This window comes from Bradyrhizobium sp. YR681, assembly GCF_000282615.1.
Lineage (GTDB): Bacteria > Pseudomonadota > Alphaproteobacteria > Rhizobiales > Xanthobacteraceae > Bradyrhizobium.
The window spans coordinates 1-15,108 of sequence record NZ_AKIY01000041.1 but is presented as its reverse complement, the minus strand read 5'-3'; the positions used below and the strand labels follow the sequence as shown (position 1 = coordinate 15,108).

11 protein-coding genes and 2 pseudogenes are annotated in these 15,108 nt (G+C 65.3%); 2 read left to right on the top strand and 11 right to left on the bottom strand.

The annotated features are described in order from the left end of the window. The 4 genes and pseudogenes from PMI42_RS06260 to PMI42_RS06245 all read right to left on the bottom strand — a co-directional run. Positions 1-644, bottom strand: a pseudogene (locus PMI42_RS06260) (hypothetical protein); the annotation flags it as partial. 247 nt (positions 645-891) lie between these two features. Next, positions 892-2,541 (bottom strand): acyl-CoA synthetase, encoded by a 1,650-nt coding sequence (locus PMI42_RS06255; protein ID WP_008131655.1) that lies wholly within the window; start codon positions 2,539-2,541, stop codon positions 892-894. A 21-nt stretch (positions 2,542-2,562) separates the two neighbouring features. Further along, on the bottom strand, positions 2,563-4,452 hold the full coding sequence (locus PMI42_RS06250; protein WP_035964676.1) for a TRAP transporter large permease: 1,890 nt from the start codon (positions 4,450-4,452) through the stop codon (positions 2,563-2,565). A gap of 15 nt (positions 4,453-4,467) precedes the next feature. Further along, a complete protein-coding gene (locus PMI42_RS06245; protein WP_008131651.1) occupies positions 4,468-5,499 on the bottom strand; it encodes a TRAP transporter substrate-binding protein in 1,032 nt (343 codons plus the stop codon). Positions 5,500-5,981: 482 nt separating this feature from the next. Between PMI42_RS06245 and PMI42_RS06240 the strand changes: the two are divergent. Then, a pseudogene (locus tag PMI42_RS06240) lies at positions 5,982-7,152 on the top strand (M24 family metallopeptidase). An 82-nt stretch (positions 7,153-7,234) separates the two neighbouring features. Here PMI42_RS06240 and PMI42_RS06235 read toward each other — a convergent pair. The 4 genes from PMI42_RS06235 to PMI42_RS06220 all read right to left on the bottom strand — a co-directional run bounded on the left by PMI42_RS06235 (position 7,235) and on the right by PMI42_RS06220 (position 11,954). Beyond that, a complete protein-coding gene (locus PMI42_RS06235) occupies positions 7,235-8,062 on the bottom strand; it encodes a hypothetical protein (protein WP_008131645.1) in 828 nt (275 codons plus the stop codon). Between the two features lie 121 nt (positions 8,063-8,183). Continuing rightward, on the bottom strand, positions 8,184-8,402 hold the full coding sequence (locus PMI42_RS39630) for a DUF6894 family protein (RefSeq protein ID WP_035964679.1): 219 nt from the start codon (positions 8,400-8,402) through the stop codon (positions 8,184-8,186). Positions 8,403-8,614: 212 nt separating this feature from the next. Beyond that, a complete protein-coding gene (gene fsrB / locus PMI42_RS06225; protein ID WP_008131642.1) occupies positions 8,615-9,904 on the bottom strand; it encodes a siderophore utilization protein FsrB in 1,290 nt (429 codons plus the stop codon). Between the two features lie 61 nt (positions 9,905-9,965). After that, positions 9,966-11,954 (bottom strand): TonB-dependent siderophore receptor, encoded by a 1,989-nt coding sequence (locus PMI42_RS06220; RefSeq protein WP_008131641.1) that lies wholly within the window; start codon positions 11,952-11,954, stop codon positions 9,966-9,968. Between the two features lie 689 nt (positions 11,955-12,643). Between PMI42_RS06220 and PMI42_RS06215 the strand changes: the two genes are divergently transcribed. Next, on the top strand, positions 12,644-13,198 hold the full coding sequence (locus PMI42_RS06215; protein ID WP_008131640.1) for a helix-turn-helix domain-containing protein: 555 nt from the start codon (positions 12,644-12,646) through the stop codon (positions 13,196-13,198). A 176-nt stretch (positions 13,199-13,374) separates the two neighbouring features. Here the strand turns inward: PMI42_RS06215 and PMI42_RS06210 are convergent, their stop codons facing one another. From PMI42_RS06210 to PMI42_RS06200, 3 genes are all read right to left on the bottom strand, one after another. Beyond that, on the bottom strand, positions 13,375-14,148 hold the full coding sequence (locus tag PMI42_RS06210) for a MetQ/NlpA family ABC transporter substrate-binding protein (RefSeq protein WP_008131637.1): 774 nt from the start codon (positions 14,146-14,148) through the stop codon (positions 13,375-13,377). 27 nt (positions 14,149-14,175) lie between these two features. Then, positions 14,176-14,841 (bottom strand): methionine ABC transporter permease, encoded by a 666-nt coding sequence (locus PMI42_RS06205; RefSeq protein WP_008131635.1) that lies wholly within the window; start codon positions 14,839-14,841, stop codon positions 14,176-14,178. Beyond that, positions 14,831-15,108: NIL domain-containing protein (locus tag PMI42_RS06200; protein WP_008131633.1), on the bottom strand; the 278-nt coding region annotated here is incomplete at its 5' end. The genes PMI42_RS06200 and PMI42_RS06205, both read right to left, overlap by 11 nt.

The following is a 15,108-nucleotide window of genomic DNA, read 5'->3' as shown; positions in this document are numbered from 1 at the left end:
CTGGCGGAGCCGCTGCCGCCGGCCGAGACCTGTGAACCGCCGAAGCCGGCGGCCCAGACGTTCCATTGCGCAGACGCAAGCGAGGGCTTGCCGTAGATCGCTCCATACGCTTCGCGTCCGATGCCGCCATGCGTCTGGTTGTTGCCGATATCGGCGTAGGCGGCGAGCTCTGCGTCAAGCTCGGCGGGGCCGATGCCGCGCCCGTCGATGGCGGGATCGAGCAGGGTCTGGGTGAACTGGGTCATCGCCAGAAATGTGGCCTGCGCCGTCTCGGGCCGCGAGGCGCTATCGGTGCTGCCGCCGAAGGCCTGGCGCATGCCGCCGGAGCGCACCTCGCCGCCAAATCCCTGCGGCGGCCCGCCGATCCAGCCGTAACCCGGTTGCATGCCGCCGCCACTGCCGTTGCCAAACCAAGCGCCGGAGAACGCCGGGGTCTGCGGCACGCCAAAGGCGGCGCCGCCGAACGTTGGGCTGGTGGTATTGTTGAAGCCGTAGCCCTGCATATTCGCACCCGGCGATCCGAATGCCTGCACGGCCGAAAACGCGCCGAACTCGCGCACGGCCTGCGCCTCCGCCGCGCCCGGCAGCAGCAGCCCCGCCGTCAATAGCAGCAGCGCCAGACGCGCTCGCGCGTCCGCGTTCACGACACCAACCGCATGAAGCGCCCCAACCGCGCCGGACGCCGGCCGCGCAGCCCGCGCGGCGAATCAGGTGGAAGCAGCGAATCCGACAATGCGGAATCGTAAATGCGCCCCTAATGTTTTCCAATCTTTTCCTGTCGTGTCCGAATGTCATCGAACATGCACGACCGGTGTCAGTGCGAATCACCGCGAGCACGGAGACACAAGGTCAATCCGCGCTTCTACGTAACTGCGGGATGTCGGAGCCAACTCAGGCCGAGATCGCCTTCACTGATCCGACCTCGTTGCGCAGCAGGAATTTCTGGATCTTGCCCGTGGAGGTCTTCGGGATCGGTCCGAACACGACGGCCTTCGGCGTCTTGAAGCCGCTCATATGCGAACGGCAGAAGCCGATGATCTCGGCCTCGGTCGCGCTGGCGCCATCCTTCAGTTCGACGAAGGCGCAGGGCACTTCGCCCCATTTCGGATCGGGCTTTGCGACCACCGCGGCGAACAGCACGGCCGGATGCTTGTAGAGGATGTCCTCGACCTCGACCGAGGAGATGTTCTCGCCGCCGGAGATGATGATGTCCTTGGAGCGGTCCTTGATGATGACGTAGCCGTGCTCGTCGAGCACGCCGAGGTCGCCGGTGTGAAACCAGCCGCCTTCGAAGGCTTCCTTCGTCGCCTTGTCGTTCTTCAGATAGCCCTTCATCACGATATTGCCGCGGAACATGACCTCGCCGATGGTCTCGCCGTCGCGCGGCACTTCCTGCATCGTCTGCGGATTGATGACGGTGACGCCTTCCTCGAGCGGGTAGGGCACACCCTGCCGCCGCTTCATCCGCGCGCGTTCGGCGGCAGGAAGATCGTCCCAGCCGGGCTGTTCGGCGCAGACGGAGGCGGGGCCATAGACCTCGGTCAGGCCGTAGACATGCGTGAGCTTGATGCCGATGTCTTCGGCGCCTTCGAGCACCGCGACCGGCGGTGCGGCGCCGGCAATCAGGCCGACGACGCGGCGGGCGGCATTGCCTTTCGGCGCATCGGGCGCGTTGATCAGCGTGTTGTAGACGATCGGCGCGCCGCACATGTGGGTGACGCCGTGCAGCTTGATCAGCTCGAAGATTTTGGTCGGCTCGACCTTGCGCAGGCAGACATTGATGCCGGCGGCCGCCGCAATGGTCCAGGGAAAGCACCAGCCGTTGCAGTGAAACATCGGCAGCGTCCAGAGATAGACCGGATGCTGGCCGAGATTGCCGGCGAGGATGTTGCTGACGGCGTTCAGATAGGCGCCGCGATGATGGGTGACAACGCCCTTGGGATTGCCCGTCGTGCCCGAGGTGTAGCTCAGCGCGATGGCGTCCCATTCGTCCTTCGGCGGGATCGCCACGAAGTTCGGATCGCCCTGCGCGACGGCGGCCTCGTACTCGATTTCGCCGATGCGCTTGCCGCCCTTGAAGGCGGCATCGTCGACGTCGATCACGAATGGTTTGGGGCCGCTCATCTGCGCCAGCGCATCGGTGATGACGCCTGAAAATTCCGGATCGACCAGGATGATCTTCGCGCCACCATGGTCGAGCTGGAACGCGATCGAGGGCGCATCGAGGCGGATGTTGAGCGCGTTGAGCACGGCGCCGGTCATCGGCACCGCGAAATGTGCCTCGTTCATCGCCGGGATGTTCGGCAGCATCGCCGCCACGGTGTCGCCGACGCCGATGCCCTCGCCGGCGAGATAGGACGCAAAGCGCCGGCAGCGCGCGTAGGTCTGCGCCCAGGTGAAGCTGCGGCCTTCATAGACCGTGCTGATATGATCGGGATAGACGGCGGCGCTGCGCGCGAGGAAGCTCAGCGGGCTCAGCGGCACGTAATTGGCGGGAGTCTTGTCGAGGCCGATATTGTACGGGTTCTGCCGCTCACTCATCGACACCCTCCTTAAACCGCGTCAAAGAAATCCGATCGAGATCCAGGGGAAGATCGCGACGATGATCAATCCCACCAGCAGCGCCAGCAGATAGCCCCAGATCGGTCTGATGCCCTCGGCCGGGTCGACGCGTCCGATGGCGCAGGCCGCATAATAGCCGACGCCGAAGGGCGGGGCGAATAGCCCGATACCCATGGCCAGAATGATCACCATCGCATAGTGCACCTCGTGCACGCCGACGGCACGCGCAATCGGAAACAGCAGCGGACCGAACAGCACAATCGCCGGGATACCTTCCAGCACGCTGCCGAGGATGGTGAAGGCCAGGATGGACACGGCGATGAAGGTCGCGGCTCCCCCGGGCAGTCCCGTCATGGCCGCCGCCAGCGAGCGCGAGAAGCCGGATTGCGTCAGGCCCCAGGCCATGCCGGTGGCGGTGCCGATGATCAGCAGGATCGCGCCCGACAGCGCCGCGGTCTCGACCAGCATCGGAAACAGCCGCCGCCAGTCGAACCGGCGGTAGACGAGCAGGCCGACCAGGGCGCCGTAGACGATGCCGATGGTGGAAACCTCAGTGGCGGTCGCGATGCCCTCGACCACGGCGTAGCGGATCACGAAGGGCAGCGCGAGCGCGGGCAGGGCGACGATGAAGGTCCTGCCGATCTCGCTGCCCGTGGCGCGGCGGACATGGCTCATGTCCTCGTGGCGGTAGCGCCACCACACCAGCATGCAGAGCGTGACCGCGAGCACGACGCCGGGCAGCAGGCCGCCGGTGAAGAGGGCGGCGATCGAGACGCCCGTGACCGAGCCGATCGTGATCAGCACGAGGCTCGGCGGGATGGTTTCGGTCTGGGCGCCGGTCGCCGCCAGCAGCGCGACGAGATCGCCGGGCTTGGCGCCGCGCTGCTTCATTTCCGGGAACAGCACGGGCGCGACCGCGGCCATGTCGGCGGCCTTGGCGCCAGATATGCCTGAAACCAGGTACATGGCGCCGACCAGCACGTAATGCAGGCCGCCGCGGACATGGCCGAGCAGGCTCGCCAGGAACGCCACCATGGCCCGCGCCATGCCGGTCATTTCGATCAAGAGCCCGAGGAATACGAACAGCGGCACCGAGAGCAGGATGAGGTGGCTCATGCCCTCGTCCATCCGCCCGACCAGCACCATGACCGGCGTGCGCGTGGTCAGCGCCAGATAGCCGAAGATCGCAAGGCCAAAGCCGAACGCAATGGGAACGCCGGCAAAGACGCAGAAGCCGGCGACGCCGACGAAGAAGATGACGAGGTTGAGATTGCCGAGCGGCCGCAGATAAGGCTGTGCCAGCCAGAACAGGCCGACGACCACGGCAACCGAGATCGCCGCCGTCAGCACCATGCGGACATCGGCAGCGCGCAGCAGCCGCAGCAGCGCGAACACCGCCATCAGGCAGATGCCGGCCGGCAGCGCCGCGGCGCGCCACATGTTCGAGATCTGCAGTGCCGGCGTGGTGATGAAGCTCTCTTCGTAAGCGTAGTCGGCGGATGGCCAGACGATCAGGATGAGGAACGCCAGCGCCGCGCAGGTCGCGACGACGTCGAGATAGGCGCGCATGGCCGGCCGCGCGCTGGCGACAATTGCGGTCATCCGCATATGCTCGGAGCGGCGGAATGCGACCGCCGCGCCCAGCATCGCCAGCCACAGGAACAGGATCGAGGCGAGTTCGTCGGACCATATCAGCGGCCGGTGCACGCCATAGCGCGCGACCACGCCCGCAAACAGGATCACGATCTCGGCGACGACCAGGATCGCCGCGGGGATCTCGACGGCGAGGCCGAGGACGTGCTCCAGCGAGGCCAGCAACGGGGATCGGCGAGGGGGCTGAACAGCCACCTCGCCCGTCACTTCGGTCACCTGTACCTCGACATGAGCCATGACGGCCCCAACGCGTTACGACAGCTTGCCGACCGCCTTCTCCAGCAGATCCCAGGCTTGGTCGCCATACTTGCCCTTCCACTCGGCATAGAAGCCGGCGGAGCGCAGCTTGTCGCGGAACGGTGCGACGGCGGGCTGGTTGAAGGTCAGGCCCTTGCCCGCCAGCTCCTGCTGGAGGTTGGCATTGAGCTTGGCGGTATCCTCGCGCTCCCGCACGGCGGCGGCGTTGATGTTCTTGGCGACGATGGTGCGGATATCTTCCGGCAGCGCGCTCCAGGCGCGGCGGTTGGCCAGGAACCAGAAGCCGTCCCACATGTGGTTGGTCAGCGAGCAGTACTTCTGCACCTCGTACAGCTTTGCGGTCGAGATGATCGCCAGCGGATTCTCCTGGCCCTCGACGATCTTGGTCTGGAGCGCCGAATAGACCTCGGCGAAATTGATCGAGGCGGGCGCCGCGTCGAACGCCTTGAACATCGAGGTCCACAGCGGCGACACCGGCACGCGGATCTTGAAGCCCTTGAGGTCGTCAGGACCGGTGATCGGCTTGCTCGACGACGTGGTCTGGCGGAAGCCGTTGTCCCAGATCTTGTCCATGACCTCGAGCCCGGCCTTCTTGATCTCGCCGCGGACGAAGCCGCCGAGGTCGCCGTCCATGGCCTTCCAGACCGTGTCGTAGTCCGGGAACGCGAAGCCGATGCCGTTGATGGACGCGGCCGGCACCAGGGTCGACAGGATCAGGCCCGACAGCGTGAAGAACTCGACGCCGCCGGAGCGGATCTGGCTCAGCATGTCGGTATCGGAGCCGAGCTGGTTGTTCGGGAAGATCTGGAGGTCGAACTTGCCGCTGGTCTCGGCCTTGATTGCCGCTGCCATCTCCTTGGCGCGCACGTTCAGCGGATGGGTGTCCGGCAGGTTGTTGGCGTATTTGTAGGTGAACTCGGCGCCCTGGGCGCGGGCCACGTGGGGCGCGCCAATGCCGCCCAGGACCGCGGTCGCGGCGGAGGCCTTGAGCAGCGTGCGTCGGGAAAAGCGCGTTGAAATCACCATGGGGTCTGCTTCCTCGGAAGGTTTGTTTTTGTTGTGAGACGCAAACCTATACGGACGTCGAGTCAGAAGGTCATCTGCGATCTCGCGAAGCCTCGCTTATTGCAGCCGGACACGGTCACGGCAATATCGGCTTTCGCCATGACAGGCGCAGTCCAAAAACGCGAAAACAACCCCATGCACAGTAGCCGTCAACAACCGGCAGGACGTGCGAGGGGCCGACCGAAAACGGCGCTGGAGCGAAGGCGTGGTGGCAGGAAGTTCGCCTAAATAACTGATCTGATTGTATATAAATATATTCCATAATATACCTTATGCGAATCACGGATATGGGGGTGCAGGTCAGGCCAGCCAAATCCGCAGCTACCCAGCGCCCCGCTCCCGGCCGACAATCGCAGCCGAGCCTGCGACCATCCGGCTGTTGATTGGATGGTCTGCCGGCACCAACACAGGCGCTTCAAGCCGCCACTGATGGGAGGTTCGTCATGCAGGAGAACGCCGCCCGCGCGACCGTCTCGCGCGCCATTCCGTTCGACGCTGCCAAGCTCGATCGTCTCATGGAAGCCGCCGGCCTCGACGTGCTGGTCGTGACCTCCAAGCACAATGTGCAGTATCTGCTCGGCGCCGAGCGCGCGATCTTCTTCGACTACATGGACGCCATGGGGGTCAGCCGCTATCTGCCCGTCCTGGTCTATCCCAAGGGGCAACCGGCGAAAGCCGTCTATATCGGCCACCGGCTGGAGACCCATCAGCGCGCCGTGGCGCCGCCCTGGGTGCCCTAGGTCCGGACCGAGTCCAACGGCTCTGTGGACGCCGTCACGCGGGCCGTAGCGCTGATCCGGGACGCCGGCGTGCCGTTGAAGCGGGTCGGGGTCGAGATGGCGTTCCTGCCGATGGATGCAGGATGGGCGCTGGCCGACGCCCTGCCCGGCGCCGAACTCAAGGACGCGCTGCTGGTGCTGGAGCGGCTGCGCGCCGTCAAGTCGGCCGACGAGCTCGCCAGGCTCAAGACGGCGTCCGAGCTGGTCATCGCCTCGATGCTGGAGGTGATCGCCGCACACGGTCCGGGCACCACCAAACAGCAATTGAGCGATGCACTGCGTATCGCCGAAGCCAATCGCGGCCTGACCTAACAGCCACAACCGGGCGCCGTCATCGCAGCGCTGGGAGCAAGGCGACGTGCTGTCGCTGGACTCCGGCGGCAATTATCACGGCTATATCGGCGACCTCGCGCGCATGGCCGTGCTCGGCGAGCCCGACAGCGAGCTGAAGGATTGCCTGGCCGAGATCGAAGCGGTCCAGCGCGCGGCTTTTGCCGCGGTCCGGCCGGGCGCCATGGGCGGCGACATCTACGTCGCGGCGGAGCGCCAGCTGGCTCAGATCACCCAGCGCGACTGCACCGACTTTCTGGCCCACGGCATGGGCCTCGTCAGCCACGAGGCCCCTCGCCTGACTGCCAAGGGTCCGGTTCCCTATGACGATGTGGATGCAAGGCTGCCGCTGGAGCCCGGCATGGTGGTGTCGATCGAGACCACGATGAAGCATCCGAGGCGCGGCTTCATCAAGCTCGAGGACACCGTCGCGGTGACGCCGGCGGGGTACGAGATTTTTGGTGAAGGTGGGCGCGGTTGGAATTTGGGCGGCAGCACGCTTTAGCCGGCGAGCCAAGTTCAGACACCCTTCAACGCCTCGGCAAATTCGGCCACGATCGCCTTTGTCGGGCGTCCACAGCCGCGCTTCAGTGCGCCAGCAGCAGCTCCAACTGGCTCTGCGCTTTCTTCACGGCCGCTGCGAACCAGCTCTGGCTTGGCGCTTCCTTGGCGAAGCACGCCGTGTAGGCCGTCATTGCATTGTCTTCGCGGGTCATGTCGCCCCGCGGGTCCTTTTTGTCGATGGGCTTGGCCATCATCTGCTTCCAGACCTTCTCGCAGACCGGGATCTCGGCCGTCTTCACGGCGCTGGTTGCGGCGAGGAAGAAGACCTTGTCGCCCTGGATCGCGACGACATCGATTTCATGCGGCGGCCCTTTCAGGTCGCCATTGCCGCGCACGCCGAGCACGGCGACCGCGGCACTCGCCGATGCGGGTTTGGTGACCGGCAGCTCGGCATATTTGGCGAAGGCGGAGTCCTGGATCGCTTGATAATAGAAGCGGTCCGACTTGAAGGCGGCGCCGATCTCCTGCGGCATGCCGTCCTCGCGGTGCTCGCGCAGCCAGTGCTTGAGCAGCCCCGTCGTGGTCACCACAGCCTGCATCTTGTCGCCTTCGGAGGCAAAGCCCAGTCCGTCGAGATGGCCGAAGCCGGAATCGCCCTTGAACAGCGTGTCGGCGTTCGACTTGCCGTCTGCCGGCAATCCCTTGATGGCGACGGGCCCGATCAGGCCCCGCAGCACGCCGGTCAGCTCGTTGAGCGCCGCGTCGTGTTGCTTGAACGTCTCGTCGTTCTCCTTGGCTTTGGAGAATTTCGCGATGTAGCGATCGCGCAAATCGAGATAATGCTGCTCGGGCGTGGCCGCATTTGCGTTCGCGGCAAGGACGAGCAGGCAGAGCAAGGCAAGGCGCTTCATAACGATTCCACGACGCAAGAGCTGTCTTCAGTCTTTGTGACTCTGTGTCGCGGGAAGGTTCATCCGCGATGGGCTGGCGGGCGCGGGGCCCTGCTCCGCCGGCCCAAGTGGACCGCGACGGTCAGCTGCTCACTGAATAGACCGGTTCGCGATGAACTTCCCGACCGTTCTCATCGATGACGACGATCCGGAGATCCGGATGTCCTCCCGGCCGTGTCGCGCGAACGTCTTCCGCCAGGCTCTTGCTGTGGGCAATGGCGGCGCCATCGCTTCCAAACTCCAGACCTGACTTGTCCCGAGCCGGAACGCCATCCTTCATATCGAAATAGTAAGTGCGCAGCATCAGCATCCTCTCGCGTCCGTCTGTCCTGGCGTGCCTGGTCCTGGCGTGCTTGACCAACCTATCGCAGAGGAAAGCAAACAAGGGCCATCAAGCCCTGAGGACGCAAATCGAGTTAATCACGCAGCGAAGCTAGCGAAGATTCCCAGGGACTGACTTGATTCCGATCAAACGTGTGCGGCACGGCGATTACCGGCAGGGGCGTGATCGGCCTACTCCGCCGGCGTCAGCTGCCGGTTCAGGCGCATCGCCGCGGTCTCGCGCACGCGGACACGGGCCCGGCGCTTGCGCCACCAGATCACGACGCCGGTGACCGAGAGCGCGGCCACCACCAGGCCCATGATCGAGATCAGGATCCGGCCGAACAGGCCGACGATGCGGCCCGAATGCAGCGGAAACTGCGCCTGTACGAAGATGTCGGCGGCCGTGCCGACCCAGGGCAGCCGCTCGCCGAGCGGACGGCCGTCCTCGCTGTCGTAGTAAAGCTGCGCCGGGCCGACGCCGCCGGCGCCATGGTCGTCGCCGGGATGGAAGTAGGCGGCGGCGTAGACGCCATGGGCCGGGCCGTAGCTGAGCGCGCCGACCGGAACGGTCCACCCCCGCGCCTTGCCGTCGGCCGCCGCGCGCGCGGCGATCTCGGCGAAATTCACCTTGGGCTCGATGGGATCGTCGAGGTCGCGGTACGGCCGCTGCTCATAGGGCGTCGGGGTGTAGTTCGACACCATCTTCATCAGCGGCGAGAACACCTCGAAATAGAGGTTCAGCGAAAACGCCGTGAAGGCGATGATGAACAGCACGCCCCAGGTCCACAGGCTGAAGGCGCGATGGATGTCGAAATTGATCCGGTAGGCGCTGCCTGAGGTCTTGATCATCCAGGCCGGCGCCCAGCGCGCCCAGAAGCCGCGCTCGAGCTGGCGCGTCACCTGCGGTGCCCGCGCGGCCTTTTTGCTCCGCCGCGACGGCAGCGTCAGATAGAAGCCGACGAAGCAGTCGATGGTCCAGATGATCGCGATGATGCCGAGCAGCCGCATGCCCCAGCGATCGCTGCCCCAGAATTCCGGGATGTGCATGGTGTAGTGCAGCTTGTAGAGGAACGAGACGAAGTTCTCGCGCGTCACCGGCCACACCGCGCCCCAGTAGCGGCGGCCGAGCTCGACGCCGGTGTTGGGATCGAGGAAGACCTGGTTGTAGTCCAGCGCATAGCGCTTGCCGGTCGCCGGATCGATCCTGGGCATGATGAAGAACCAGAGCGAATGCCCCTCCTCCGGCGTCATGAAGAGGTAGACCACGCGCGCCCGCGGGTCGCGCTGCTCGATCAGTTTGGCCAGCTCGATGGATGGGATCGCCGGGCCCTTGCTGGTGACGTCGAACAGATGGCCGTTCAGGACGTCGTCGAGCTCATGGTCCCAGGAGATGATCGCGCCGGTGATGCCGGAGAAGAACAGGAATCCGGCCGTGAGCAGGCCCGCCCAGCGATGCAGCTTGCCGAATATCGCTCTCATCGTCCTTCTGCTCTCATCCAGCTGGTCCGGCTGCCGCTGCCGGACCGTCCTCAATTCGAACTCACCAGCGGTAGGTCAGCTTGCCGATGGCCTTGCGCCCTTCGGCATAGAAACAGCCCGACAGGCTGTAGCACGCAGCGACATAGCGGGTGTCGGCAAGGTTGGTCACGTTCAGCGACAGGCGCCAATTGTCCCTGCTATAGGCGAGCAACGCGTCCAGCACCGTCGATGATCCCACCTTGAACGTGTTGGCATCGTCGCCCCAGGTCGTGCCGACATAGCGGATGCCGCCGCCGAACTGCAGGCCGGCAAGCAGTCCGTTTTGAAGCGTGTAGTCGCTCCACAGCGAGGCGCGGTTGAGCGGCACCGTGACCGGCGCCTTGCCGACATTGACCGGATCCTGCGTCACCACGGCATCGACATAGGCATAGGCGGCGCGCAGGTTCCAGCCGTCGGCGAGCGACATCGTGCCTTCGAGCTCGATGCCGCGCGATTTCACCTGGCCGGTCTGTTCGGCGAAGACCGACCCCGGGGCGTAGGTGACGACGTTGTCGCGCGTCAGGTCGAACGCGGCCAAGGTGAACAGCGCGTTCCAGCCAAGCGGCTGGTACTTGACGCCGACCTCGTACTGGACGCCGGTCTCGGGATTGAGCATCTGGCCGCCCAGCCCTGTCGCAAGCACCGGCAGGAACGATTCCGAGTAGCTGAAGTAAGGCGCGATCCCGTTGTCGAAATTGTACATCACAGCGGCGCGGCCGGTGAAGGCCGACGCATCCTTCGAGACCGACGTGTTGGCGAGACCGCTGTCGACCTGCGTCGTCACGAAATCCTGGCGCCCACCGAGCTGGAAGGACAGCCGGCCGAGCTTGATCTGGTCCTGCGCATAGAGGCCGACCTGCGACTGCTTGACGCCGGTGTCGTCGCTCATGGCGCCGACGGTCCAGTCGTAACTGTAGACCGGATTGAAGACGTTGATCTCGGGGGCCGACGTCGTGACGCTGAAGGCGGTGTCGCGGAACGTGGTGTTGCGATAGTCGACCCCCACCAGCGTGGTGTGGCTGAGGATGCCGGTCGTGAACTTGCCCTGAAGCTGGTTATCCACCGCAAAGGAGTTGATATAGGAGTTGCTGGTGCTGCCGTATCGCGCGAGCTGCCCCGCGGCCTCGTTAGTATAGCCGCCGCCGTAAAACACTTTCTCCTCGTTGTGCTGGTAGGCGTAGCGCAGGTTCTGCCGGAACGTGACGTTGTCGGTGAAATTGTGCGAGAGCTGGTAGCCGATCGTCGCGATCTCGGTGTTGAAGGCGTCGAAGCTCGGCACGCCCGCAAAGAACGAGACCGGGATGGTGCGGCCGTTGTTCGGCCATACCGTGCCGGAGGCCGGCAGGAATTGCAGCCCCCACCCTGCCCGGTCCTTCTGGTAATTGGCGAGCACGGTGATGGTGGTGTCGTCGTTCGGTTTGAAGGTGACGGCAGGCGCGATGAAGACGCGATTGTCCTTGCTGAAGTCGACCTGGGTCTCGCCGTCGCGCACTACGCCGGTCAGGCGCCATAGCACGGTGCCTTCCTTGTTGGCGGGGCCGCCCATGTCGAACTGGCCCTGATAGCGGTTGAAGCTGCCCCCGGAGACCGAGACTTCGCCGAACTGCTGCGCCGTCGGCAGTTTTGTCACGTAGTTGAGCAGGCCGCCGGTGCCGCTGCCGCCATACATCGCCGAAGACGGCCCCTTCAAGACCTCGAGGCGTTCGGCGCCGTAGGGATCGAGCCCGTTGAAATGCACGTAATTGCTGGAGGGAATCCTGAGGCCGTCGATGTAGAGGCCCGGCATGGTCATGTCGAAGCCGCGGATCTGGAGACCGCCGAATCGCGTGTCCGAGCCGCCATTGACGTCGCCACTGACGCCGGCGGTGTAGCGCAAGGCCTCGCCGATCGAGACTGCGCCCTGATTCCTGACTTGGTCGGTGGTGATGACGGAGATCGACTGCGGGGTCTCGATCAGCGGGGTATCGGTCTTGGTGGCGGTGCCGCTGCGCGTCGCGACGAAACCGCGCACAGGTCCGCCGGCGCGTTCACCCGTGGCGCCGTTCGACGCCGACCGGGTCGGCGCGGCTGGCTGCGCCGGAGCACGACGGTTGGCGCGCGAGGTGCGCGTCGCTGCCGGCCGACGTGAGGAGGCAACCGCCGCCGGGCGTGGGCGCTCGGCCGGCGCTTCGACGGTGACGGAAGGAATTTGCGTCTGCGCCTGTACGGGAGCGAAGGAAACGATGAGAGCGAGCGGACTGACGGCTCCGAGCAAAAGCACCTGAAGCCGGAAAGGACGCGTTAGCGAACGCGAAGGAAGTTGGAAGTCGGACACGTGTTTCGAAGCCCCACACACTGCCGGCTTTGCCGGTATCGTTTTTGGTGCCCCGCCCTAACGCAGGCGATTTCTGAGCGCGATAGGAACAGCGTTAGAATCGCTCCAGAGCTGTGTGCAGCGCGTGCGACCAATGCGCTCATGCGCGCCTCGACGCGCGTGCTTCCCGGATTTGGAATCTTTCTAGACGGACACGGTCGATCGACCGGATCTCCGGTGACGTCGAAATCGGGCATGGAGAACGAATCCTTTACCATGCCCTCGCCGCTCGATTGTTCCCAGGGAACCCTGGGGGTAAAATCTGTTGCGGAATATTTCATTCGCTTTGCGGAACGTGACCGCGACGTTCTGCGCCAGCGTGTGCTGGGCATCCGGGGGCGACGTCCATGAGCGAATTGCGCGCTGCGACCAGGCAATCGACTGCGAGAACAGGCCTCATCGAGTTCGACGGCGCCAGGGGCACCGTGAGCGTGCCCTGCACGATCGCAGACGTGTCCGGCACGGGCGCACGGCTGAAGCTGGACTGGTCGCTGGCGTTTCCGAAACAGGCCACGCTGATCTTCGCCGACGGCTTGCGAAAGCCCTGCCGCGTCGCCTGGCAGAAGCGGAGGCTGCTCGGCGTTGCCTTCGCGGACGGCGTTGCGAGCCCGGACGAGCAGGCCCTCATGATGACCGAGCAAGAGCAGGCCCTGCACCGGCAGCACATTGGCGCACAGGTCAAGGCCGCGCGCGAGGCGCGTGGCTACACCCAGAGCCAGATCGCGAACCTCATCGGCGTCTCGCCCGATTTCGTGTCGCGCGCCGAGCGCGGCGAGACGAGCATCCCGCTGCACCAGCTCACCCACATCGCCGATCTGTTGCTGGTCGACCTCGACAGTCTCGTTGCAGGTCCGGCGTCGATCGGCGTGCCGGCGCATGAGGCCGAACTGGCCGCGGGGTGAAGGCGCCCCGCCTTCACCGGTATCCCTGCTCCCGAGCCCAGGTGGGAAACTCGGCTCGGCGGCCGGCCCATGTCGAGCATGGACCGTTCTTCACCCGCGACGGCTGCCTGATGATCGAGTTTCTCTACTATCCGCCGGCGGCATAGCCGGCTCGCGGCCTGACGCGCCCGCTGCCTCTACCAGGTCGGCAGATACGTACCCTTGAAGCGCGTCTGCAGGAACGCCTTCACCGGTTCGGAGTGATAGGCCTCGATCAGCTGCTTCACCCACGGCTTGTCCTTGTCCTCCTCGCGGACGGCGAGGATGTTGACCCAGGGTCCATCGGGGTTTTCGCGCGCGATCGCGTCGGTCGCCGGATTGAGGCCGGCCTGCACGGCGTAATTGTTGTTGATCGAGACGACGTCGACGTCCTGCAGCGCGCGCGGAAGCTGGGCGGCATCGAGCTCGACGAAGCGCAGCTTTTTCGGGTTGTCGGTGATGTCGGCGATGGTCGAGGACACGTTGTTCGGGTCCTTCAGCTTGATCACGCCGTGCAACGCCAGGATCATCAGGCCGCGGGCACCGTTGGAGGGATCGTTGGCGATGGCGACGCGGGCGCCTTCCGGCAGATCGGCGAGCTTCTTGTATTTCTGCGAATAGACGCCCTGCGGCGAGCCGATGGTGTTGGCGATCTTGACGATCTTCCAGCCGGTCTTGGAGATCTGGTTCTTCAGGTACGGCTCGTGCTGGAACGAGTTGGCTTCCAGGTCCTTCAGCGCCAGCGCCTGGTTCGGGATCACGTAGTCGGTGAACTCGACCACTTTGATGTCGAGGCCGCGCTCGGCGCCGACCTTCTTCACGACGTCGAGGATCTCGGCATGGGGACCGGCGGTGACGCCGACGCGGATGGTCTCGGCTCTCGCCGAGGTCGCAAGCAAGGCTGCAGCCGCAAGGGTTGCCAGAAAACGCATGGATATCTCCAGTTCAGAAAATGTTGATCAGCGGTGCCGCAGGCGGCGGTTGACGCGGCGTGCCAGATAGTCGCCCGCGCTCTGGACGAGCTGCACCAGCGCGATCAGCACGACGACGACGGCCAGCATCATCTCCGGCATGAAGCGCTGGTAGCCGTAGCGGATGCCGAGATCGCCAAGGCCGCCACCGCCGACCGCGCCGACCATGGCGGAGTAGCCGAGCAGGCTGACCACCGCGAGCGTCAACGCCAGCAGCAGGCCGGGCAACGCCTCGGGGATCAGCACCTTGAACACGATCTGGATTGGGGACGCCCCGAACGAGGACGCGGTCTCGATCAGGCCGCCGTCGACCTCGCGGATCGCGGCTTCGACGAGGCGCGCGATGAACGGCGCCGATGCGATGGTGAGCGGCACGATCGCCGCGGTCGAGCCGATCGAGGTGCCGGCAATGAGCCGCGTGAACGGGATGATGGCGACGACCAGGATGATGAAGGGCGTGGAGCGCGTCGCATTGACGACGGCGCCGAGCACGCGATTGACGATGGGCGCCGCGAACAGCTCGCCCTTCCGGCTGGTCGCGAGGAAGACGCCGAGCGGCAGGCCGAAGACGGTGCCGAGCAGCGCCGCGATACCCACCATGTACAGGCTTTCGAAGGTCGCCTGGATGATCAGATTGACGAGTTCAGGCGACATAGCCGAGACGCTCCGCCGGGAATTGATATTGAGACAGCCAGGCGAGCGTGCGCGTCACCGCGTCCTCGCCGCCGGGAATACCGAGAGTGAGCGAGCCCACATGCTGGCCGCCGATCTCGTCGATGCGGGCCGACAGCAGTGCTACGTCGAGGCCGAGCTCGCGGGCGAGCCGCGCCACCAGCGTGTCGCCGGCCCCTGCCCCGCGGACCTGGACGCGGACCACGGCCTGTCCGCCGGCGGACGGCGCCGCCACGATCCGGCTCGCCC

Bases quoted from the DNA above. Each gene is read 5' to 3' on its own strand.
- PMI42_RS06255 (WP_008131655.1), bottom strand. From the start codon at position 2,541: ATGAGTGAGCGGCAGAACCCGTACAATATCGGCCTCGACAAGACTCCC.
- PMI42_RS06250 (WP_035964676.1), bottom strand. From the start codon at position 4,452: ATGGCTCATGTCGAGGTACAGGTGACCGAAGTGACGGGCGAGGTGGCT.
- PMI42_RS06245 (WP_008131651.1), bottom strand. From the start codon at position 5,499: ATGGTGATTTCAACGCGCTTTTCCCGACGCACGCTGCTCAAGGCCTCC.
- PMI42_RS06235 (WP_008131645.1), bottom strand. From the start codon at position 8,062: ATGAAGCGCCTTGCCTTGCTCTGCCTGCTCGTCCTTGCCGCGAACGCA.
- fsrB (WP_008131642.1), bottom strand. From the start codon at position 9,904: ATGAGAGCGATATTCGGCAAGCTGCATCGCTGGGCGGGCCTGCTCACG.
- PMI42_RS06215 (WP_008131640.1), top strand. From the start codon at position 12,644: ATGAGCGAATTGCGCGCTGCGACCAGGCAATCGACTGCGAGAACAGGC.
- PMI42_RS06210 (WP_008131637.1), bottom strand. From the start codon at position 14,148: ATGCGTTTTCTGGCAACCCTTGCGGCTGCAGCCTTGCTTGCGACCTCG.
- PMI42_RS06205 (WP_008131635.1), bottom strand. From the start codon at position 14,841: ATGTCGCCTGAACTCGTCAATCTGATCATCCAGGCGACCTTCGAAAGC.